Source organism: Jeotgalibacillus sp. ET6 (assembly GCF_029667115.1).
Taxonomy (GTDB): Bacteria; Bacillota; Bacilli; order Bacillales; family Jeotgalibacillaceae; genus Jeotgalibacillus.
Genome location: NZ_JARUIU010000004.1, coordinates 143,373 through 164,387, shown reverse-complemented (window position 1 = coordinate 164,387; position 21,015 = coordinate 143,373). Strand labels below are relative to the sequence as shown.

Below are 21,015 nucleotides of genomic sequence, written 5' to 3'. Positions count from 1 at the left end.
TCAATCAATTTGGGTGAGCGTTATTTGAATCATTCTACACACAACCTCCTCATTTTGAAAGTCTTTCTCTATAAAAAAACAGAAAATTTAAACTGCCTCAAAAAATTGAGGAGAAGTGCTTCATCAAAAATCACTGCAAAACCAGCATGTTTTTACAGTGTTAAGGGTATTAAAAGAGAGATTAGATTAAGAGAGGGGAATAACTATGGGATTTATACTATATTTAATTGTTGGTGGACTTATCGGGTGGCTTGCAGGTTTGATCCTGGGTAAAGATGTACCGATGGGCTGTATTGGAAATATTGTGGCAGGGATCATCGGTTCATGGATCGCTGGAGAACTTCTGCCTGCATTCGGTCCTTCTATCGCGGGTATTAATATTATCCCGGCACTGATTGGAGCCATTATTTTTGTTTTTCTACTAAGTGTTATTTTAAAAGCAGCAAAGAAAAAGTAGCAGTAAGACGCTGGGACAAAACTCAAAAAAGTTTTAAAAATCATTTATTACTAGTAGTAGGTGAGCGGAGCACAAGGTTGCGACTCCTGAAGGATATGACGTCAAGCTGAGACTCCGCAAGGTAAAGGAGGGCTCAGCGCCGTCCCTTAGGAAAGCGTCCACCTGAAGCGAAGTGAACCGGTTGCAGAGCTTGAGACAACTTTTGTCCCAGGCTCTTTTTTATGCACCTGCCTGCAAAAACAACTATTCAAAAGACAGAAGCTTCCTATATAATTAATTTAATCCATATTCTGAGACAGCGGAGTAGAGTAAATGAATCATGAGGCATTATTTTATATTACAGTGGTAGTTATTGCAGGTATATTAAGCTTGTTTTTGTGCTTTTATACACGTTTTGTTATTAAAGATGGGCCTGGCGTAAAGCCCTATTTTTATCTTACTTTATTTTCTTCTGTGTTCACTTTTGCTTACGCCCTCGAACTCGCTTCCCCTTCACTTGAACAAATGAGATTCTGGCTGAGAATTGAGTATCTGGTCCTGCCCTTTATACCGGTTTTTAGTCTTTTTATGTGTCTTGAATACGCCGGAAAGAAAATCCCGCAGTGGATCAGCTATCTGCTGTTTGTTATTCCGATTTTAACGATTTTCTTCCACAACACGAATGAGCTTCATCATTTTTACTACTCATCCATTGGTCTCCAGCCTGATACTCCGTTTCCCGTATTAAAACTTGAATGGGGACCATGGTTTTATGTTCATTCTATTTTTGTTTTTCTGTGTTTGATGTACAGTATTATCGTCCTGCTTCTTCAGCTGAAACTGCCGCTATTCCGCTTCCGCATGCAGATCATCACGATGGCTGCCGGTCTTGTCATCCCGATCATTGCCAACCACTTTTATTTAAATGGCCTTAGCCCCCATGGAATCGACCTTGGTCCTGTTTCCATGAGTGCATCTTTTTTATTTCATGGAGCCGCCATCCTGTCTTATCAGGTGTTTAATGTCTCTCCTATTGCCAGAGAAACTGTCTTTGAGAATATGAGAGACGGAGTAATGGTGATTAACCAAAATGGAGTACTCGTGGACTTTAATCAAACAATGAAGCAAATGCTCCCCGCTTTGAAAAGTAAAAAGATCGGAAACAGGATCGAAGATGTTTTACGTAACAACCCTTCCCTTCTTGCCGTCCTTAAAGAAGAAAAAGAATGCGAAGAGCGCGTGCTGCTAAACAACCAATGGATCCACGTTCAGATTCGCTTTTCAACGCTGTGGAATAAAACAAAAGGGATTGGCCAGATCATTACATTTGCAGATATAACAGACCGGGTACGTATACAGGAAAAGCTCCAATACTTAGCAAGTACTGACGGGCTTACCAAGCTTTTTAACCGGTGCCACTTTCATTCTCGTGCAGATGATATCTTTAAAAGGTATGAACAGGACGGCGGAGTTGTGGCGATCGTCATGCTTGATATTGATCATTTTAAAAGTATCAATGATACGTTTGGACATATCGCGGGTGATACGGTTCTTCAACATACAGCAAAGCTGATTAAGGATTGCCTGACAGAAAAGGACGTAATTGGACGCTACGGAGGAGAAGAATTTATTATCTGTCTGCCACAACACACGCGTGAGGATGCGCTTGCTTTATCCGAACGAATGCGGAACAGGCTGAGGGAAAGTTCCATAACAATTGGGGATGAAACGATTTCAGTGACAGCCAGCTTCGGGGTATCGGTTACCTCCATTTCCCCTGGTGATCCGTCATGTAAAGATTTGCTTATCCAGCAGGCTGATACGGCTCTTTATAAGGCGAAAAGAAGCGGACGAAACCGGGTCATTTTATTCGAAGAAGCAAAACAATATAGTTAAGCCCGTCACTCATCCACAGTGTGACGGGCTTTTGCTGCTATTCTTTTTTCAACACTTCTATAAACTCCTTTAGCACTCTAGCCGTCAGACCCCAAATTACATGTCCTTCCACATGATAGAAATACTCGTTATATTGACGGGCCTGCCATTTATATTCACGTCCATTGGCGATCAAGTCGTAAGGAAAACCTTCCTCCGGCTTTACTTCTACGCTAATCGGATGGAAGGATGGAGCATTCGTTAAAAAATAAGAAAGAGGAACAGTAAAGATTTCGTCTACCTCTGCAGGGTTTATTTTTACGGCAGCATCGTGCTTTATAAAGCCAATATAAGAATATATGGTCATCCCAAACGGTGAAACGAGTGTACCAAATGAAGAAACATTTTCTATATCCCTGTTAACCACACCAAGCTCTTCCTCCGCTTCCCGAACAGCTGCTTCCAAAGGTCCTTTATCTGAAGCATCCACTCGTCCACCGGGAAAGCATACTTCTCCAGGCTGTCTTCTCATGGACTGAGCACGAACTTCAAACAGCAGGTGCAGTTCGCCATCCTTTTTAATAAACGGCAAGAGAATAGCATATTTGCGCATGCTCTCTTCCCCGATAATAGACGGCTGACGAGATGCCATCTTTTTCATTATGACCTGTTGATCCATCTAATCCCCCCGCGGCTTTTTCTTTCACTATACCAAAGGCGGCGCCTGTTGTTTGGTTTTAAGCCTTCCGACTACATACATACCTTGTTTCTCCCGGATTGTTTTGCCTTATATAAGCATTTATCTGCAGCTGCTTTCATCTGTTCCGAGTCCTTGACCTTGTCGGGGAAAGTGGCAATGCCAATTGAGATCGTTATGGATATGGATACTTCTGGAGACAATTTAAAGCGATAAGCTTCTACAGCACTTCTGATTTCTTCTGCCATCTGTGCTGCCTTTTGATGGGAGGAATCAAGGAGAATTACAGAAAATTCTTCTCCTCCATTTCGTGACACAATGTCAAATGAGCGCACTGAATGCTTTAGAAGCTGCCCAAGTTCTTTTAGAACAAGGTCTCCTGCAGGATGTCCGTAGGTATCGTTAACAAATTTAAAGTAGTCAATGTCAATCATCAGGAGCGAAATGCTTTCATTTTTTTGCTTCGCATTTAGAATCAGCGCTGCCCAACGGTCTGAAAATTGGCGGGTATTGGATAGTCCTGTTAAAAAATCGGTACCGGATTCCGTTTCATATTTAGCCAGTAAATAGTGTGATTTCATAATATATTTCACAAAAAACATAGATGCAAATCCACCTGCAGCTGACAATAGCCAATACAAAAGAATAAGCAGATAAATGGACTCCCAGTCCGGAATAATCATCAGCAGGATGATTGAAAACATGATGTTTGCATGTACCACCATGGCCACTGTCCGTTTCAGAACCGATGTCACACTTCTGACAATCAGATAAAACCCTGCAAAAATAAAAAGAATCAGGAATAAAGCAGCCAGAGAAGAAACGTTTACACCGAAAATAAAACGGCCCAATATGATAAGGATACTGCTGACAACGGATGGGTAGACCCCTAAAAATAAGAAGGTCAGCATAATAGGAATATAGCGCAGGTCGACAATTGTTTCACTGTTCACAGGAATGGAAAAATACATGAGCACATTTCCCATCGTGCCTGCAGCAATTCCGTCCAGCCATTTCCATTTTAATGAATACATCTCTTCTGTTCTACACTTCCACCTGATCTGCAGATAAGTGAAAAGCAGTGTTATTAAAATACAAAGGTTCACGAATAAATCTTCAATCAATTAAAACACCTCACGCCTAACTTTTAAAAGAATTGTCCTGCATTAAATATTATTTCAATCCTTATTTTTAGTATCGGCAGACATTCTGGTTAATGAAAGAATATCAGGGAATTTGGTGAAAAGAGTTATGGATCTACCTACTGCTTACATAAACATTAACTCATACACAATGTTTAGAGAGAGGCATTTTCCTTTTTTACATAAAACATTTTAATGTCTTGTTTGTGCACTGTATGTATTTTCTGTTATATGATAGAAGCAGAAGAGTGCAGAAGTACTTTTCCTTTTTAAAGAAAGGGTGCTCCAAATGGACATCTATAAGCATTATGCAGATAGCATAGAATTCACACAGCAAAACGGAAAGACCGTGATTAACGATCATCACCCTGATTTATTCATTAGTGGTGTCGGACGCAGTGCAGCCGCTTTTCGGATTAGGGACACTGAACTTGTTATTAAGGTCTACTTTCCGGAATTTACATTTATCGCGGCTGAAGAAGCCGAGATTTATAAACTTTTAACAGGCAGCCGGTATTATCCCTCTCTTCACGATGCCGGGGAGCATTATCTGGTCATAGATTTTGTAGACGGCTTTACACTTTTTCAATGCTTGACTGAGGGAAAAAGAATTTATAATAGGAACATTGAGGATGTGGATGCGGCTTTATTGGAAGCTAGAAATGCAGGGCTTACACCGTCAGACGTTCATTTGCGAAATATCCTTGTCACACCAGACGGCTCCATTAAACTGATTGACCTCGCAAGATTTCGCCAGGTCAAGGCCCAGGATACACAATGGGAAAACTTAAAAGGTGGTTTTCCGCTTTATGAGCGCTTTTTCTTCCCCAAAAAAATTCCTGAGACGATATTAAATGCAGTGGCTTATTTATATAAAAAAAAGCCAGGTCTTTTTCAAATTTTTTTCCGCGGTTGAAATATTGCGTGCAAGCAAAAGGAACGCAGACTAACTAAGAGCTTGGGACAAAAGTGTCTCAAGCTCTTTAACTGGTTCGCTGCGCTTCAGGCGGACGCTTTCCGCAGGGACGGCGCTGAGCCTTTTCAGGGCATGACCCTGTAAAGTCTCAGCTTGCCGTCATACCCTCCTGAAGTCGCCACCTTCCGCTACGTTCACCTCTTACAATTTATAAAAACTACTTCGTTTTTTAACCTTTTGAGTTATCTCATCCGCTTTTTACTAATTATCCCATCCTGCTGCACCCCTGGCAGCCTATGTCATTCTTGCTATCCCATTATCAAACCAAAGCTTTCGACGCAGAGCATTTGTTCATCAAACTCATGTTTGTTCCATACATATGTACGAAAAATCGTCGCCACAGCAAGTTCTCTTTCACTGTCAGCCCTCTCATAGGCATGAACAACCAAAAGCAGATCTGTCATGCGATGAGCAATTTTTCTGGCATGATACGTCTGATGATCCTCGCTCAATGGAACAAGAGATTCAAGCATTTGTTTTAACGCATTCATTTTTTTACTGATTTCATCAAGAGCACGGGAATCTGAAACGAAGGTTAGCCGTTGATTCAAATCTTCAAAGAACAGCTGATCCGCACTGAATTTATTAATAAGCCTCACCACTTCAAGTGCCAATATATTTTCTGTTCCCTCCCAGACTGTCAGCACCTGAGCATCCCGGAGCAGCCGCGGAGTTACAAAATCCTCAATATACCCATTTCCCCCGTGAAGCTCGATCGCTTCATGAGAAAAGCGAATGGCTTCCTGCGCAGTTCGTGCCTTAATCAGTGCAATGTATAAGCGGTTTAGCGCAATTTCATTAAGAGAAATCTCAACATCTCCTCCCGCCACACGATCGAACAGCTCGATCGATTCAAACATCACGGATAGCTGCACCTCAAACCGAGTCTGAAGCTGAACAATCGTTTCCTGGACCATTGGAAAATCAATGAGCGGCTTGCCAAAGGATTCACGGTTGCAAACATACTCGTAGCCCTCTTTTAAGGCGCGTTTCATAATGCCGACTGAGGCTGCTGTATTACATACCCGTGATAGGTTTAGCGCTTCCATCATGTAGTAAAAGCCCCTCGAAGGATCCCCAACTAAATAAGCCTCAGCACCGTTAAATTCAACTTCGCCTGAAGGCACTGCACGTACGCCAAGCTTATCTTTCAGCCGCCGGATTGTAATTCCGTTCGAACGATCGTCCTCTTTACGCCACGGTACAATGAATAAGCTGAGGCCCTTTGTCCCCTCAGGAGCTCCCTCCAATCTTGCAAGGACCGCTGCCACTCCTGCCTGACCTGCATTGGAAGCAAAGTATTTTTCTCCGTATAGACTGTAGCCTCCTTCATCCTCCACTGCTTTTACCTTAATGGCACCAACATCTGAGCCGCCCTGCCGCTCTGTTAAAAAGGTGGCGCCTTCGAAGAGCTCAACTTCCCCCGTTGAAAGAATATGGGGTAAAAAGCGCAACTTAAGATCTTCGTCTCCAAAATGATCCACCAAATAAGCAACGGCCATCGTCAGCGTGACCGGACAGTAAAAGCCTGGTTCAACCTGTGAAAGAAGGTAGCCTTGAGCAAAGCTATACAAATAATTTCCTTTTTCGCCCAGCTCCGGGATTTTTTTATGATTGTAGCCCACGATCCCTGCATTATAAACAGATTGAACCGTTTTTTTATAGCCTTCATTCACCCATACCTTAGATACTTCTTCCCCGTATTTATTGTAGCGAATGAGCCTCGGTTGTCCTTCACGATCCGTATGCGCAGCTCTTTCGTCAAATTCGTTGTAGCATTGATCATAGAAGGCTTCCAGCTCTTTTTTTCCCCAGTCATACAGCGCAGGAGACAGCTTTTTTTGTAAAATGGCCAGCAGAACTTTTTCCTGATGTTCTAATTGAGACATCCTTACACACCCCTTTTTGTTGTAAAACAGGTACTCTACTATTCTTTAAACTTTCATTTTTTTCCTCTTTTTAATTCTATCATGCAGCCCTAAGCACGAAAAGAAACTGGCTGAAATCAGACAGTTTCTTCTCGTGAGACACAGTTAAATTGCAGCGCTTATTCCTCCGTATAAAAGAGCAAGAGTGATAACGAGAGTAGGGTAAAGCTCTTAATATATGAGGCTAGCGTTGTTAATCAGGTTACTATTTTCCTATTTCATCCTCCCCCTGGTTGACAAATTTTCTGACAAATGATTAAATAACGAAAACGTTTACGTTACAGGAGAGATGCCTTTGAATCGATTGAATCGGCCAACAATAAAAGATGTGGCGAGAGAAGCAAATGTCTCGATCGCTACTGTGTCAAGAATATTAAATAATGGAGACGGCTATTCTCAAAAAACGAAGCAGCATGTGCTGCAGACAATTGAAAAGCTAGGCTACTCTCCCAATGCCATGGCACGCGGACTGATTAACAAAGAGAGCAACACGATTGGGGTTTTATTTCCTGATGTTTCCGGATTAATCAGTGCAGAGCTGCTTCAGGGCATTGAAGAAGCTGCTCATTTGAGGGGATTCAGTGTCATCGTCTGTAAAACAGATTCAGATGGACATAAAACACTCGATATTCTACGGCTGCTTCAGGAAAAACAGGTAGAGGGCATTATTTTTACAAGTCAGCTGCTGACAAAGGAATTTGCTGCCTTTATTGAAAAGATGGCTGTACCGGTTATCACAGTATCTTCCTATTCTGAAGAAAAAGATATTCCTGCTGTCAAAGTAGATGATGAATTGGCCTCGTATGATGCGGTCCGCTACTTACTTGAACATAACCACACTGAAATCGGCATGATCAGCGGTCCACCAACTGATCTTCTCGCTGGCGCCCCCCGGATTCGCGGATACAAACGGGCGATTACGGAAGCCGGTCTCCCTTGGATTGAAACGAAGGTTGCCTGGGACAGCGGATTTTATTTTGAACATGGGCAGATGGCTTTTAACAAGCTGTTTGATCGCCATCCTCAGCTTACAGCTATTTTTGCTGCGAGTGACGAGCTCGCTGTAAGCGCTATCTCTTGTGCACAGGAACGTGGGATTCAGGTTCCAGATGAACTTTCTGTTATTGGGTACGACGGAACGAAACTTGCAAGAATGTCCCTTCCTGCTTTGACCGTGATCTCCCAGGGGTTTGAAGCGATGGGAAAAGAAGCTGCCGATTTGTTGTTCCAATCAATTGAAAGCGGAATCACAAGTCCGGGAGCCACGATTCAACATACATTGATTGAGAGAAAATCTGTACGAAAGAAATAATTTTTTATTTGTCTATTTACGAAAACGTTTACTCTTCTTGTAAATCCATAAGTAGAAAGGAGAATTTGGGATATGAAGGTTTCCTTTACCCCAATTATAATAGGAGCTGCTTCTTTGCTCTTCCTATCAGCATGCGGCAACGAAGCCGCAGAGGATGGCACAGTCGAGTTAGAGCTTTTCTCCAACAAGACGGAGAACATTGCTACCTATGAGAAATTAATTGAGAAATTTGAAGAGGAACACGAAGGCATTCGCATTAATTTATATGCCCCGCCTGATGCGGAAACATTGCTGCGGACAAGGCTCGTTAAAGATGATATGCCTGACATCGTTACGATTGCAGGGAGTGCACTTTATGGAGAACTGACCGACGCAGGCATGCTGGTGGACTACGATGGCAGCCCGATGCTTGAGAATATTCAGCCCGCTTATCTGGACATGCTGAAAGAGCTTGAAGGTGAAGAATCAGAGGGCATACATGGCGTTCCATTTGCGGCCAATGCCAATACGGTTATTTATAATAAGGAAAAGCTTGATGAGCTGGGCTTGAACGTTCCGACCACATGGGATGAATTTATCAATGCGCTTCAAACGGCAGAGGATGCAGGAGAAATACCGATTTACTTCACTCTTCAGGATGCCTGGACAGCTATGCCTGCCTGGAATTCTGTTGCAGGAGTCCTTCAGCCTGATCAATTTGCTGAACGCAAAACAAACGGCGAATTAAGCTTCGAAGAAACTCATGTGGAGATGGCTGAAAAAATGAAGGAATTACTGGAGTACGGTCATGACCGGATGTACGGGATTGGCTATAATGACGGAAATCGGGAGTTTGCACAAGGAAATGGTGTGTTTTATTTTCAAGGAAACTGGGCGGTTCCCGAGATTTTGACCACCAACCCAGATGCTGATCTCGGCGTTTTTGCGATGCCAGTAAGCAATAATCCCGAAGAAAATAAACTGGTTTCGGGAGTCGATGTCCTATTTGCCACGATGAAGGATACGCAGCACCCGGAAGAAGCGGAAGAGTTTATATCCTTCATGCTTGAAGAAGCTCAATCAGAGCAGTACATGTCAGAGCAGGCAGCCTTCTCGGTACTTGAAGGAGTCCTTTCGGATGATCCTTACATGGAAGGCATCCGGCCGAAATTTGAAAACGGAGAGATTACAAGCTTCCCCGACCATTTTTATCCGCCAGGTATGGGTGCTGAAAATATGATTCAGGAATTTTTATACCGGGGAGATGTTCAGGCATTTCTTGAGCGGATGGACCGGGAATGGGATCAAATTCAACTTCGGTTTTAGAAAGGGGCTTCAATGATGAAAACAAAACAACGTGCATTTATGCTTATGACCATTCCTGCAGTGGTGCTGTTCTTCTTATTTCACACATTCCCGCTCCTTCAGGGTGTCTTTTACAGCTTTACTAACTGGAGAGGGTACGGTGACTGGGAATTTGTAGGATTCTCTAATTATCTGAATGTTTTTAAGGATATGCGCGCATGGAGTGCGTATGGATTCACCTTTCAATTTGCCATTGTTTCTACGATTCTAGTAAATATTTTCAGCTTAATTGTGGCAATTGGTCTGAATGCGAATGTAAAATTTCAAAAAACACTTCGTGCCATTTATTTTATGCCGAATATCCTGAGTATTTTAATTGTCGGGTTTATCTTTCAGTTTATTTTCACGCTGTTTTTACCGCAGTTAGCCGGGCTGATCGGGATAGATGCACTGTCTGAAAATATACTGGGAAACCCGGATTATGCCTGGATTGGCGTTGTCATCATGGCGGTCTGGCAAGCGGTCGCTTTTAATACCATTTTATACCTTGCCGGACTGCAGACGGTCCCGGGTGATGTGTACGAAGCCGCTGCCATTGATGGAGCGAATCCGTGGAAACGATTCTGGAAAATTACGTTTCCAATGATTGCTCCCTTTTTCACGATTAATATGGTTCTAGCTTTAAAAACCTTCTTAATGGTATTTGACCATATCATCGCCTTAACAGGAGGCGGTCCTGGGTACGCAACTGAATCCATCTCGGTTTTAATCTACAGCGGAGGCTTTGAAGGCGGTCAATTCGGCTATCAATCTGCTAATGCGGTCATTTACTTTATTGTCATTGTCGCGCTTTCTGTCTTTCAATTGCGCGTTCTGCAAAAACGGGAGGTGCAGCAGTAATGAAACGAAACAAAACAAACTGGCTGGTAACGTCCCTGCTGATTATAGGTACGCTGCTTATCCTATTTCCTCTTTACTTAACGATCAATATTGCGTTGAAGACACCAGAAGAGATGGGAGAACCACTTTTATCACTGCCTAATGAATGGCGCTTTCAAAACTTTCTGGATGCAATTGAATTAACCAATTTTTATAGCGCGTTTTTTAACAGTTTCATTGTGACATTTTTCGTAGTTGTTTTAACCGTACTCACCAATTCACTTGTTTCCTATGCGATTGCACGAAACATGCATAAAGGCTTTTATAAGGCCCTGTTTTACTATTTTGTCAGCGCTATGTTCGTTCCATTTCCTATCATTATGCTGCCGCTTGTCCGTCAGACAGCGGTATGGAATATGGATAACCTGGTCGGATTGATTTTTCTCTATATCGTCTTTCAGCTGTCCTTTAACGTCTTTATCTATGTAGGCTATATCAAGTCCATTCCAATTGAACTTGAAGAAGCCGCAGTCATGGACGGCGGGAATTCCTGGAGTATATTCTGGAAAGTCATCTTCCCTCTGCTTTCACCAATGAATGCAACCGTTGCAATTTTAACCGCGTTGTATGCATGGAATGACTTTTTGCTGCCACTCGTGATTTTGACAGATCCGGCAGATGCCACACTGCCTTTGACGCAGTATATTTTCCAGTCTGAATTCAGCACGAATTACAATCTTGCTTTTGCTTCTTATCTGCTTGCCATGCTGCCGATGATCATTGTGTATATTGTCGCGCAGCGCTGGATCATTGGGAATGTTACACGAGGAGCAGTCAAATAATTTTCTGCCGCAACAGGATGAAATCAGAAACACCCATGCAGAAGAGGCTGAGACAGTTAGTATGGTCCCAGCCCCTTCTGCATTAAATTTAGGTATAAACCTGCTTTTATCTGGCACGGTAAAGCGCAGCTTATTGCACCGGGCTAACTGCATAATCAAAATTATATTCCTCACTTAAGGCAAACAGCAGCTCATGGTATTCATCAATAATAGCAAGATATTCCTCACCCTTTGCATGAGACTCTTCTATTAAAGACGCATCCTGATTGGCTAATGCTTCTTTTTCAATTTCCAATGCTTCCATGTAAACAGCGGTTGCTTCACGGATTTTCTGTGCCGGCTCCTCTAAATCTTCAATCTCAGGCTCCAGTGCTTCCGCCTCATCCACTGCGTTCTGATACATGGGAATCGCTTGAGTACTAAGTACTTCATGCGTGGTTAAATCGTCCGTGTAATTTTGACCTGTTACCTCAGCGAGAATTGCGTTTGTTTCCAATTCATAGTCCACCACATTCATCACATCTTCATTTACAAAGGATAGAATAATCTCCTGTTTTTCTAATATTGTGTAATCCTCATATTCCTTTTCTTCAGATTCTGACTCCGTTGCTTCTGAAGCTGTTTCATCTGCAGAATCACTGCTTTCCGTCTCTTCTTCCGCCGTTTCATCCTTTTCGTTTTCAGCTGATTCTTCCGTTTCTGTTGAGGAAGCTTCTGATGAATCAGTTGTTTCTTCTGTCGTTTCTGCCTGTGCTGTTTCTTCCCCTGCGTTATCGCTCGTTTCACCCATACTGCAGCCTGCCAACAGCAGTAATCCCATTAAACCCGAAGCAAATAATGTCTTCAATCGAATCGTTCCCTTCTTTTTTAGATACTGGTAAACAATGAATAGAATCTCAAAAACTCTCATTTATCTGATGGATTTTTACCTCTTATATGGGAATTTCAAACATTAGTATTCTTTTATAAGAACTTTTCATCATATTAATAGCAAAAAACGCGACGCCATTCCCCCTGTTTCGAAGCAGAAGAGAGCGGATCGCGTATTTTATTCATTCTTTTTGTACTCGCCAGATAAAAGAGAATACATATAAAGATCATCGAATTTTCCACATGTGTATTCATAATGCCTCAGCAAACCTTCCCGCTTGAATCCATGTTTTTCGACCAGTTTCTGCGAGGAGATGTTTGCGGGTTCAATTAAAGCCTGAATTCGTTCAAACCCTCTCTGGTGAAAGCCGTATGCAAGAACTGCTTTCAACGCTTCACCAGCTACACCTTCTCCCCAATACTCTCTGCTCACTTCAAATCCAATCTCTGCACGGGAATGTGAAGATGAAATATTCAGAAAACCACAGCTGCCGATTACCCGACCATCGTTTTCTAAAGTAATGCCCCACCTGATTCCGGTCCCTTCTTCAAAGATCGATTGATACCATTTTATTTCATCCAGCGCATCCTGCACTTCTTCGGCTGGAGGCAGCCCCATATGCTGAACTACTTTTTCATCGGAAAGATACACAAAAAGGTCGTGTGCATCGTCATTCGTAACTTTTCTTAGTCTCAGCTTGCCCGTTTCAAGAATAGGAAATATGTTTGCTATGTCAGCCATACTTTTTGTCCTTTCGCCGCACTTTCAATAGCTCCAAAAACCATTTTCATGCTGTTCAGGTTACTTCTGCAGTCTGTTTCTGCACGTTTGCCCTGATTTAAAGCAAGAAACATAGCATCAAGACAGCCATAATGACCTTCGTTTTCCATTTCCGGCACTTCAGAATCCACACGGGCAACCGCATGCTGGAAAACAGGCTGGCCGGACTGTTGAATGACTTCACAATAGGGATTGTCCTTTCCATCCCAGATCGCTGTTCCATCTGTGCCATTCACACGCCATTCTGATTCCCAGGATGTCTGAACTCCTTCTGCACACCACGAACCGCGGTAGGAAAAAACGGTCCCGTCAAACATTTCAAAAATACAGATAGCAGCTGCGTTTCCTTCATACCATGAGCCTGCCGGATTAAACTCGTGACAATAAACCGATACAGGTTCCGCTTGCATGATAAATCTTGCCTGATCAAAGGTATGAATGGCCATGTCCAGAATCAGAGGACTTTTCATCGCAGTGCGAAAGCCATCGAAATGTGCCCCTATATAAAAGTCTGCACTGACCATCCCCACCTTGCCAATTACCCCTTGGTCAATAAGATGACGCAATGCCCGTATTTGCTTAAGATATCTTCTGTTTTGCATAACCGCATAAAAGCGGCCGGATAATTCAGCTGCCTCTGTCATTTTAATGGCGTCCTCCAGTGATTCACTCATCGGCTTTTCCCCCATCACATCACAACCCGCTTCAAACGCAGCCATTGTAATGGATTTATGTACTGAAGGGATGGTCGTATCAAAAACTAAATTTGCCTGTGTACTTCGGACAGCCTCGCCTACATCACGGAATATAGGGACTTCAAGCTGATAGGTTACCGCAAATTTTTCAGCAGCTTCCTTATGTATGTCCACCAGCGCAGCTACCTCTGCATCCTTCCGTTGAAGTGCATATGAAGCCCATGTGCCGGCCATTCCACCGCACCCTGCTATCACGATCTTATGCTTACTCATGTTCATCCTCCATCCCCTAAAGCCCTATTCTCTTACTTCAATTTTAAATGTATGATCCTTTCTGCTGCTTCCTTCAATATGAAGCTTGACCTTCCCTGTTTCTTCAAATACATAAGGAGTTGATCGATAGATTTCTTTTATGCCGTGTTTTCGTTTTGCTGCTGGATAGTCGTCACCGCTGATTTTTTCAAAGCCCGGCTCCCATACAACTTCTCTTCCTGAAGGATAGGCAATTAAAACCTGTGAATCTTTTAACCCAAGTGACTCCCACGAAACGAAATGAACATCTGTTTCTTCATTTTCTTTGATTAATTTAGTTGAATAATAGCCTTTCTCTCCAATATCACCAAAGACCGTATAGCTCTTTCCCTCCACCATAATATCCAGATACGGAGGCTGATAGGTTACTTCAAAATAAATGCCATACGAAAGAAAAGCAACCGCTGCTGTGGAGAGCACAATCAGCAATTTTTTTAAACCACCCGGTTCAAAGCTGTTCATCATCTCAGAATATGGGGCAAGCTTCGCTGCAGCAGCAATCGTCGCGATGATTCCAACTAGCAATATTCCTAAAAAGATATACAAAAAAGCATCCCCCTTTTCTATATCCTTATTTTAACATATATGGTTAAGGGAACAGGTTTCTTTTTCTTTGATGATGAAAAAATGAAAAAACCCCATAGTTATATGAGGCTGGCTTTTGCTATAAATCTTTTTTCAAAATCATCTGCACAGAGAGGCTTTGAATAAAGATACCCCTGACCAATGTTACAGTCAAAATGCATGAGAAGCTTTCGCTGACTTTCTGTTTCAATGCCTTCTGCCACTACGTTTAAATCCAGATGATGACCCAGATCAATAATCATTTTTACCATTGAGCGCTGATCAGCCTGCTCCATCTCATCGATAAACGATTTATCAATTTTGATGGTGTCGATAGGCAGCTTTTGCAGAATATGCAGGGAGGAATAGCCTGTCCCAAAGTCGTCAATCGACGTTTGAATTCCCAGCCCTTTTAAAGAATGGAGAATCGTAAGGCTGTGAGAAATATTTTGCATAATGCTTTCTGTAATTTCAAGCTCCAGAAAGGAGGGGTCCAGCTTGGATTCCTCTAATGTGCTCTGCACGATTTTCAGGAAATTCTCTTGCTGCAGCTGCAGGACGGATACATTTACTGAAATCCGCTGAGTGAACTGTCCCGTTTCCTGCCACCTTTTATTCTGCAAACAAGCCTCCTTTAAAACCCACTCGCCGATGGAGACGATCTGACCGGTTTCTTCTGCTACTGGAATAAATTCTGCCGGGGAAATCCAGCCAAGGTCAGGATGCTTCCACCTCAGCAATGCTTCGACACCGGTAATTTCCCCATTCACAAGATGAAACTTGGGCTGGTAAACAAGAGAGAATTGATTGCCTGAAATGGCTCTTCTCAATTCATTTTCGATAGCCAGCTTCCTCGCAAGGGTCTGATCAAGTTGCTGGTTGTAAAAGCGGAAACTGTTTTTCCCGCTTTCTTTTGCTACATACATGGCTGCATCCGCAGTTTTTAACAGCTCTTCATCGTTTCTTCCGTTCCCGGGAAAAAGACTGATTCCAATGCTTGGTGTCAAATTAATCGTATAACCCTTCACGTCAAAAGGCTGCTGAAATGTATCCAGAATTGATTGAGCCAGTTTTGCACTTGTTTCCTCTGAAGCATCCGGATGAATAATCACAAATTCATCTCCTCCGAGACGGTAGACTTCTCCCCGCTTTCCAATAGTAGATCGGATGCGGTTGGCCGTTTCCATCAATATCCGGTCTCCTGTTTGATGCCCCAATGTGTCATTTACCACTTTAAATCGGTCCAGATCAATTAACAGCACACTGAGTGACTGAATAGTTGTCCGGTTCAGCAGCTTCTTTAAACTTTCCTGAAAACGGACGCGGTTTTTTAAACCGGTTAAAGGATCGTGATAAGCCAGATACCGGTACTCCTTCATCAAATTGTTGTTTTTATTGATAATAATCAGCTGCCGGCCGATCGTCATGACAAAAGTGATCCATAATCCGATGGTCAGTGCATTAAATTTCCATTCATAGCTGTGCATGACGAGAGGAGCCAGGATAAGCATGCTGGAATAAGGGAAAATAAACTCTTTTTCTTCAAATGGATTTTTAATCGTAATGCCTGAGGAAGCTGGTGCACTTTTTTTGTGGCTGGCTGCAAATCCTATAAACAATATTGCGATGATCCAGAGCACATCAACCGGGTGACCTTCATAATACGCTCCTGAAGAAGATAAGTAAGCATAGAACGAATCTGCGATAATCTGAAGGAAAAATCCGATGATCAGAAACAGCAGCATATCCTTTTCCTTACTTGATTTCATTAAATAATACATAATGGTGATAAGGAAAATAATACTTAAATTCAAGATCGGATAAACCATCATAAAAATGGTGATAATTAAAGAGTCATTGGTTAATTGAAGGACAGGCGTAATTAAATAATGGATACTCACCGCAGCTGAGGTGATCATATAGATAAAAATATTAAAGATGTACGCTTGAGGTGAGTAAGACGTGCTCATTTTTCTTGTTTTTACAAGTAAAGCCGCCAAAAAGAAGGAATAGGCAGCAATCCACAGCACATCCGTTAAATTAATGATCAGCGTCTCTTTTCCTGTCATCTGAAAGAAAAACCAAATCGCATTGGAGATAGTATAGAGCAGCATTCCCCCGCCTAACAAAAACCAGAACTTTTTTAAAGCAGGAACCGATGAGCGGTGAGCCTGAGCAAGCCAAATAAAACTTAGCAGGGAAGCGGAGAACTGCAGAAAGCTTGAAGCGGGAAAGTTTTCCCATGCATAGCTCACTCCAAAAAAGAGTCCAACATGTATACATAATATAAGTAATGAAAGACGACCAAACTTCAGCATGCAAACCCTCCTGCTGCATTACAAATTAAACCGACCCAAGTACCATCTAACTAATACGGGCTATTTTGACCACTATTGTGCTAGTAACTAGTTCTATTATACTCTTATTTTACATATTTAATAGGTATTATTTGTTATACACTCCCGAATCCATACATGTTCAATCACTGCCACATCTTCTTTAACATACAGTACATACATAGAAACGAAAAAGTATAAATGAAATCGGGGAGATTATATGGTCAATTTTCAAGCATTTGAAGGGATGGTTTTGTCGGTAAGCGAATTTTATACGGGACAAAATGCTGGACAAGAGGGCTGCTATACACAACTTGAAGTGGTGGACCGTTCAGGCGCCACTGTGAATTTCATTGTCTCTCCAACCACATTTTTTCTTGACCTGGAAATCGTTTCAACAGGTGATTGGATTACTGGCTTTTATGACGCCAATGCACCTGTTCCCTTAATTTACCCGCCCCGATATCAGGCTCTGGTCATCGTCAAAAACACCTCTTACCAGCAAGTAAAAGCAGATTACTTTGACAGCGGACTTGTAAGCAGCGATGGACAATTAAAGCTTAACCTGACCCCCTATACCCCTGTTCTGCTGACAAATGGCCAGCCCTTTCTGCGATCGCCGGCGAACCGGAATTTGCTCGTTGTTTACCGTTTCTCCACTAAAAGCATTCCAGCGCAGACTACACCTGAAAAAGTCATAGTGTGGTGTTCCTGAAGTGGTAATAGTCCATAAGAAGCCTGGCTATTTCAAGGCTTGTCCTGGATGCCCGCCATTTTTGACTACGGCTAACAGCGGTTAGACTTCTGTTATACCGGAGAATCGTTAATTTTTCAGAAAGATTGGTATTACTTGCCTGCCTAAACCTCCACCTGTTACACTTAACGGAACGTTTTAGGAAGAAGGTGAGAAAATGATCAGTGCCCTCATCATTTTCGTTGCCCAGTTGATCTTTGTACCGGTACTGACTCTCCGTACCATTATGATGGTCAAGGGAATGAAAGAAAAAGCTGCCGCCCTTGGAACACTGGAAGGCATCATTTATGTTATGGCTCTCGGTCTCGTATTCAGTGATCTGGCTAATTATCTTAATATGGCTGCCTATGCATTAGGATTCGGGGTCGGTGTTTATATAGGTCAGATTCTAGAACAAAAGCTGGCAATTGGATTTGTCTCGATTGAAGTGAATATTACAAGTAAAAACGAAGAATTGATCACAAACCTGCGCAGTGACGGGTTCAGTGTATCCACTTCGGAAGTAGAGGGAATGAACGAAGCCCGCAGATATCGTCTCGATTGTACAGCAAGACGGGATCGAGAGCAGGAATTTATACGGATTGTCAGTAAATATGAACCAAGCGCCTTTATCGTTTCCTATGAACCGCGTAATTTTAAAGGCGGATATATCACGAAAGCTATGAGAAAAAACAAAAAGAATAAACCCGCTTAGGGATCAAAGATGTCTGCTTCCAGCACTTTACGTGGATCAGACATTTTTTCTTGTTTAAATCAAGGTTTACTTTAAGTCTGATTAGGGATGGTAGAAAATAGACAGACAGTTTCTTGCCGAAAGGAGGAATACGATGTTTTTCTGGCTCAGTTTACTGTTTGCCATTGGCTTTTCACTCATCCATTACAGTTCAAAATACTTGGATTTCATAAGGGACAAGCCTCAGAGCCGCGTTCTGTCATTTGCAGGCGGCATCGCAGTTTCCTACGTTTTTATTCATCTTCTTCCAGAGTTAAACCACTATCAGCTCCAGTTGGAGGAAACGCTTCAAGAAGATTCCTTGAGATTTGTAGAAAATCATATTTACCTGATTGCGATGTTCGGACTTGCAGCATTTTACGGACTGGAGCGGATTGTGAAAACTTCTAAAAGGATGGAGACGGATACAGGGGAATCCTCACCGGGCATTTTTTGGATTCATATCTCATCGTTTTTTATCTACAATGCAGTCATTGGCTACTTATTGATCCGGGAGGAATATCAGGGAGCATGGGAGATGTTTTTTTATTTTATCGCCTTAAGCATTCATTTCATTACAAATGACCGTGCTCTTCGCAGTGATCATCAGCATGTTTATGACCGCTACGGACGTCTTTTGTTATCATTTGCCACACTCCTTGGATGGGGAGTTGGAGCTTTATTTGAGGTTCATGAATTCTTCATTTCCATTTTAGTTGCCTTTTTAGCAGGTGGAATCGTGCTGAATGTGTTAAAAGAAGAGCTGCCTGAAGAAAAAGAAAGCAGCTTTGCAGCATTCAGCCTTGGACTCATTTCCTATAGTGTTCTACTTTTAGTAATTTAAAAAGAACTTAAAAAAGCACCCAGCCTTCAAAAGGCAGGGTGCTTCCCGAAATTTGCGGCGTCCAAGTCACGCTCCACAACGTGTTCCTAAAAGGAGTACTTGTGCGTCTTATGCAAACAAGCTCATCGCGTTCTTAACAATAGTCGATTTTACCGCAAGTGTCAAGGAGCGTCTTAAATCCGTTTTTCTTCTTTAAGAATTTCTTCAAACGCTGCAACCACATCCGGGTCATAATACTCAGGGGTCATTTTTCTTATTTCATCTATCGCAAATTCCGCTGAGAATGCCTTCCGGTACGCACGGTCTTCTGTCATTGCATCAAACGTATCACAAACTGCTATAATCCTAGCAGCAAGTAAAATTTCATCCCCTTTTAACCCATGAGGATACCCGCTCCCATTTAGCCGTTCGTGGTGCTGCTCGATAATGGGGGAAAGATAGTGATAGTTGGTTTCGGCAACGATTTTTGCTCCATCCCCTGGATGTTTCTTTATAATATCGAACTCTTCATTCGTTAGTTTGCCCGGCTTATTTAAGATTTCTTCTGCGATCTTTATCTTACCCAAGTCATGTAATTGAGAGGCTAAATGCAAGTGATGGAGATCTTCTTTACTTAGCTTTAGTTTTTTTGCAACTTTTACTGAATGCATCATAACTCTCTCGCTATGTAATGCAGTGTAACGATCTTTCTTATCTACTCGACGTATAATTTCTTTTAATGACTTTATCTCGTTACTTACTTCATGGAAAATCGGATCTGTAATTACCCACAGATAAGTTACGTTTGTTACTGTTTTAAAGAAAACAGGCTCCTTTAACCCTTTGGCAGAAAAAAAGTCATGAGCTGTAAGTGATTTAGTATGAGCACCATCTTCATATTGAATTTCACCTGATAAAATATATATAAATTCCATTACTTCTTGTTTATCACTTGGATATAAATAAAATAATTTGTCTTGGAGGACTGTTTGAGTCATGATCTCAGTACCGTCTCCTTGTTCCAAAAGGCTTATTGAAGTGGAATCCATGCTAACTTTACCTTGATTCGATCCTTTCTTATAGATCTTTAGACCCTCCAAGCCTTTCACCTCTCATTGATAAAATAGAAAAAAGAGTGCTTATCGAACTCTTTTTCTATTTTAACGTATAATATTCAATTTATACAAGGTGAAATTAGTTACCAACGACCCGGATCGGATCAATCCAGACCATACGATCGGCAAAGCGAACCAGCTTCCAGCTGCATTCTGCTTCAACACCCATCTCTTTTACTAGTGCAATAGTCTCTGTAGACATTTTCAGTGTTTCATTAAAAACATCGTCAATGACTACGTCAAGCTCATGGTTATATTTTTCTTCAAGCGTGATGTATAGAGCACTGTAAATATCGCGCTCCGTCTGGATTTTTTCGTCAAATTTAGCTCTTTCTTCTGCCGCTTTTTTATCGTCAGCGAGTTCCCCAAGCGTCTCTGCTTTTTCTTCTTCAAGCTCCGTTATCTTACGCTGCTCTTCCTCTTTTTTGCTTTCCAGCTCTGATAGGTAAGCCGATTGAAGACCATCTGCTTTTTCAACCGCCGCGTCAATTTTCTCATCAATTTCCACATTGGTCTTTTCAATGAGTTCAAGAGCCTTTTCATAGTCATCATTCTGTGCTGCGGAAGCATCTGTCGCACCAAAAGCAAAAAATACGATTAAAGCTGAAAAAAACATCGCAAATACAAGTTTACATTTGTTCATTTTTTATTCCTCCTTCAATTTTTGTTACAACTAGCAAAA

20 protein-coding genes are annotated in these 21,015 nt (G+C 42.1%); 10 read left to right on the top strand and 10 right to left on the bottom strand.

What is annotated here, in order from left to right; translation table 11 throughout:
- Nucleotides 1-205: 205 nt before the first annotated feature.
- Both P6709_RS12300 and P6709_RS12295 read left to right on the top strand, forming a co-directional pair.
- Nucleotides 206-457: a GlsB/YeaQ/YmgE family stress response membrane protein gene (locus tag P6709_RS12300; RefSeq protein ID WP_278241223.1), complete on the top strand. Its 252-nt coding sequence runs from the start codon at nucleotides 206-208 to the stop codon at nucleotides 455-457.
- A gap of 312 nt (nucleotides 458-769) precedes the next feature.
- On the top strand, nucleotides 770-2,332 hold the full coding sequence (locus P6709_RS12295) for a histidine kinase N-terminal 7TM domain-containing diguanylate cyclase (RefSeq protein WP_278241222.1): 1,563 nt from the start codon (nucleotides 770-772) through the stop codon (nucleotides 2,330-2,332).
- A 37-nt stretch (nucleotides 2,333-2,369) separates the two neighbouring features.
- Here P6709_RS12295 and P6709_RS12290 read toward each other — a convergent pair whose 3' ends face one another.
- Both P6709_RS12290 and P6709_RS12285 read right to left on the bottom strand, forming a co-directional pair.
- Complete coding sequence (locus P6709_RS12290) at nucleotides 2,370-2,990, bottom strand: NUDIX hydrolase (protein WP_278241221.1); 621 nt, start codon at nucleotides 2,988-2,990, stop codon at nucleotides 2,370-2,372.
- Nucleotides 2,991-3,061: 71 nt separating this feature from the next.
- Nucleotides 3,062-4,132 carry a diguanylate cyclase gene (locus P6709_RS12285; RefSeq protein WP_278241220.1) on the bottom strand — a complete coding sequence of 357 codons (1,071 nt, stop codon included), beginning with the start codon at nucleotides 4,130-4,132 and terminating at the stop codon, nucleotides 3,062-3,064.
- Nucleotides 4,133-4,439: 307 nt separating this feature from the next.
- On the opposite strand from P6709_RS12285, the gene P6709_RS12280 reads away from it, so the two are divergent.
- The gene (locus P6709_RS12280; RefSeq protein ID WP_278241219.1) at nucleotides 4,440-5,066 is read left to right on the top strand and encodes a protein kinase family protein; all 627 of its coding nucleotides are present in this window, start codon (nucleotides 4,440-4,442) and stop codon (nucleotides 5,064-5,066) included.
- Between the two features lie 308 nt (nucleotides 5,067-5,374).
- Here P6709_RS12280 and P6709_RS12275 read toward each other — a convergent pair whose 3' ends face one another.
- On the bottom strand, nucleotides 5,375-7,015 hold the full coding sequence (locus tag P6709_RS12275; protein WP_278241218.1) for an acyl-CoA dehydrogenase family protein: 1,641 nt from the start codon (nucleotides 7,013-7,015) through the stop codon (nucleotides 5,375-5,377).
- Nucleotides 7,016-7,349: 334 nt separating this feature from the next.
- Here P6709_RS12275 and P6709_RS12270 point away from each other — a divergent pair, with 334 nt between their 5' ends.
- From P6709_RS12270 to P6709_RS12255, 4 genes are all read left to right on the top strand, one after another.
- On the top strand, nucleotides 7,350-8,366 hold the full coding sequence (locus P6709_RS12270) for a LacI family DNA-binding transcriptional regulator (RefSeq protein ID WP_278241217.1): 1,017 nt from the start codon (nucleotides 7,350-7,352) through the stop codon (nucleotides 8,364-8,366).
- A gap of 72 nt (nucleotides 8,367-8,438) precedes the next feature.
- Nucleotides 8,439-9,671, top strand: a complete 1,233-nt coding sequence (locus P6709_RS12265; RefSeq protein ID WP_278241216.1) for an ABC transporter substrate-binding protein — start codon at nucleotides 8,439-8,441, stop codon at nucleotides 9,669-9,671.
- A gap of 15 nt (nucleotides 9,672-9,686) precedes the next feature.
- On the top strand, nucleotides 9,687-10,550 hold the full coding sequence (locus P6709_RS12260; RefSeq protein WP_278241215.1) for a carbohydrate ABC transporter permease: 864 nt from the start codon (nucleotides 9,687-9,689) through the stop codon (nucleotides 10,548-10,550).
- Entirely contained in the window at nucleotides 10,550-11,371 is an 822-nt protein-coding gene (locus P6709_RS12255) for a carbohydrate ABC transporter permease (protein ID WP_278241214.1), read from the top strand. Before P6709_RS12260 ends, P6709_RS12255 begins: the two co-directional genes overlap by 1 nt.
- Before the next feature lie 130 nt (nucleotides 11,372-11,501).
- Here the strand turns inward: P6709_RS12255 and P6709_RS12250 are convergent, their stop codons facing one another.
- The 5 genes from P6709_RS12250 to P6709_RS12230 form a co-directional block, all read right to left on the bottom strand.
- Nucleotides 11,502-12,218 carry a hypothetical protein gene (locus tag P6709_RS12250; RefSeq protein WP_278241213.1) on the bottom strand — a complete coding sequence of 239 codons (717 nt, stop codon included), beginning with the start codon at nucleotides 12,216-12,218 and terminating at the stop codon, nucleotides 11,502-11,504.
- 201 nt (nucleotides 12,219-12,419) lie between these two features.
- Complete coding sequence (locus P6709_RS12245; protein ID WP_278241212.1) at nucleotides 12,420-12,983, bottom strand: GNAT family N-acetyltransferase; 564 nt, start codon at nucleotides 12,981-12,983, stop codon at nucleotides 12,420-12,422.
- Nucleotides 12,971-13,990 (bottom strand): Gfo/Idh/MocA family protein, encoded by a 1,020-nt coding sequence (locus P6709_RS12240; protein WP_278241211.1) that lies wholly within the window; start codon nucleotides 13,988-13,990, stop codon nucleotides 12,971-12,973. Before P6709_RS12240 ends, P6709_RS12245 begins: the two co-directional genes overlap by 13 nt.
- Before the next feature lie 24 nt (nucleotides 13,991-14,014).
- A complete protein-coding gene (locus P6709_RS12235) occupies nucleotides 14,015-14,575 on the bottom strand; it encodes a hypothetical protein (RefSeq protein ID WP_278241210.1) in 561 nt (186 codons plus the stop codon).
- 98 nt (nucleotides 14,576-14,673) lie between these two features.
- A complete protein-coding gene (locus P6709_RS12230; RefSeq protein WP_278241209.1) occupies nucleotides 14,674-16,911 on the bottom strand; it encodes a putative bifunctional diguanylate cyclase/phosphodiesterase in 2,238 nt (745 codons plus the stop codon).
- Between the two features lie 238 nt (nucleotides 16,912-17,149).
- Here P6709_RS12230 and P6709_RS12225 point away from each other — a divergent pair, with 238 nt between their 5' ends.
- The 3 genes from P6709_RS12225 (at nucleotide 17,150) to P6709_RS12215 (ending at nucleotide 19,239) form a co-directional block, all read left to right on the top strand.
- Nucleotides 17,150-17,644: a hypothetical protein gene (locus P6709_RS12225; RefSeq protein WP_278241208.1), complete on the top strand. Its 495-nt coding sequence runs from the start codon at nucleotides 17,150-17,152 to the stop codon at nucleotides 17,642-17,644.
- A gap of 196 nt (nucleotides 17,645-17,840) precedes the next feature.
- On the top strand, nucleotides 17,841-18,377 hold the full coding sequence (locus P6709_RS12220) for a DUF2179 domain-containing protein (RefSeq protein ID WP_278241207.1): 537 nt from the start codon (nucleotides 17,841-17,843) through the stop codon (nucleotides 18,375-18,377).
- A gap of 133 nt (nucleotides 18,378-18,510) precedes the next feature.
- Nucleotides 18,511-19,239, top strand: coding sequence for a hypothetical protein (locus P6709_RS12215; RefSeq protein WP_278241206.1), 729 nt, complete (start codon nucleotides 18,511-18,513; stop codon nucleotides 19,237-19,239).
- 173 nt (nucleotides 19,240-19,412) lie between these two features.
- Here P6709_RS12215 and P6709_RS12210 read toward each other — a convergent pair whose 3' ends face one another.
- Both P6709_RS12210 and P6709_RS12205 read right to left on the bottom strand, forming a co-directional pair.
- A complete protein-coding gene (locus P6709_RS12210; protein ID WP_278241205.1) occupies nucleotides 19,413-20,216 on the bottom strand; it encodes an HD-GYP domain-containing protein in 804 nt (267 codons plus the stop codon).
- 196 nt (nucleotides 20,217-20,412) lie between these two features.
- Nucleotides 20,413-20,976: a hypothetical protein gene (locus P6709_RS12205; protein ID WP_278241204.1), complete on the bottom strand. Its 564-nt coding sequence runs from the start codon at nucleotides 20,974-20,976 to the stop codon at nucleotides 20,413-20,415.
- Nucleotides 20,977-21,015: the final 39 nt, after the last annotated feature.

What these genes read in the sequence shown, in the direction of transcription:
- P6709_RS12300 (WP_278241223.1), top strand. Translation starts at nt 206, where the DNA reads ATGGGATTTATACTATATTTAATTGTTGGTGGACTTATCGGGTGGCTT.
- P6709_RS12255 (WP_278241214.1), top strand. Translation starts at nt 10,550, where the DNA reads ATGAAACGAAACAAAACAAACTGGCTGGTAACGTCCCTGCTGATTATA.
- P6709_RS12240 (WP_278241211.1), bottom strand. Translation starts at nt 13,990, where the DNA reads ATGAGTAAGCATAAGATCGTGATAGCAGGGTGCGGTGGAATGGCCGGC.
- P6709_RS12245 (WP_278241212.1), bottom strand. Translation starts at nt 12,983, where the DNA reads ATGGCTGACATAGCAAACATATTTCCTATTCTTGAAACGGGCAAGCTG.
- P6709_RS12260 (WP_278241215.1), top strand. Translation starts at nt 9,687, where the DNA reads ATGAAAACAAAACAACGTGCATTTATGCTTATGACCATTCCTGCAGTG.
- P6709_RS12275 (WP_278241218.1), bottom strand. Translation starts at nt 7,015, where the DNA reads ATGTCTCAATTAGAACATCAGGAAAAAGTTCTGCTGGCCATTTTACAA.
- P6709_RS12295 (WP_278241222.1), top strand. Translation starts at nt 770, where the DNA reads ATGAATCATGAGGCATTATTTTATATTACAGTGGTAGTTATTGCAGGT.
- P6709_RS12205 (WP_278241204.1), bottom strand. Translation starts at nt 20,976, where the DNA reads ATGAACAAATGTAAACTTGTATTTGCGATGTTTTTTTCAGCTTTAATC.
- P6709_RS12230 (WP_278241209.1), bottom strand. Translation starts at nt 16,911, where the DNA reads ATGCTGAAGTTTGGTCGTCTTTCATTACTTATATTATGTATACATGTT.
- P6709_RS12220 (WP_278241207.1), top strand. Translation starts at nt 17,841, where the DNA reads ATGATCAGTGCCCTCATCATTTTCGTTGCCCAGTTGATCTTTGTACCG.
- P6709_RS12265 (WP_278241216.1), top strand. Translation starts at nt 8,439, where the DNA reads ATGAAGGTTTCCTTTACCCCAATTATAATAGGAGCTGCTTCTTTGCTC.
- P6709_RS12290 (WP_278241221.1), bottom strand. Translation starts at nt 2,990, where the DNA reads ATGGATCAACAGGTCATAATGAAAAAGATGGCATCTCGTCAGCCGTCT.
- P6709_RS12225 (WP_278241208.1), top strand. Translation starts at nt 17,150, where the DNA reads ATGGTCAATTTTCAAGCATTTGAAGGGATGGTTTTGTCGGTAAGCGAA.
- P6709_RS12215 (WP_278241206.1), top strand. Translation starts at nt 18,511, where the DNA reads ATGTTTTTCTGGCTCAGTTTACTGTTTGCCATTGGCTTTTCACTCATC.
- P6709_RS12280 (WP_278241219.1), top strand. Translation starts at nt 4,440, where the DNA reads ATGGACATCTATAAGCATTATGCAGATAGCATAGAATTCACACAGCAA.
- P6709_RS12210 (WP_278241205.1), bottom strand. Translation starts at nt 20,216, where the DNA reads ATGACTCAAACAGTCCTCCAAGACAAATTATTTTATTTATATCCAAGT.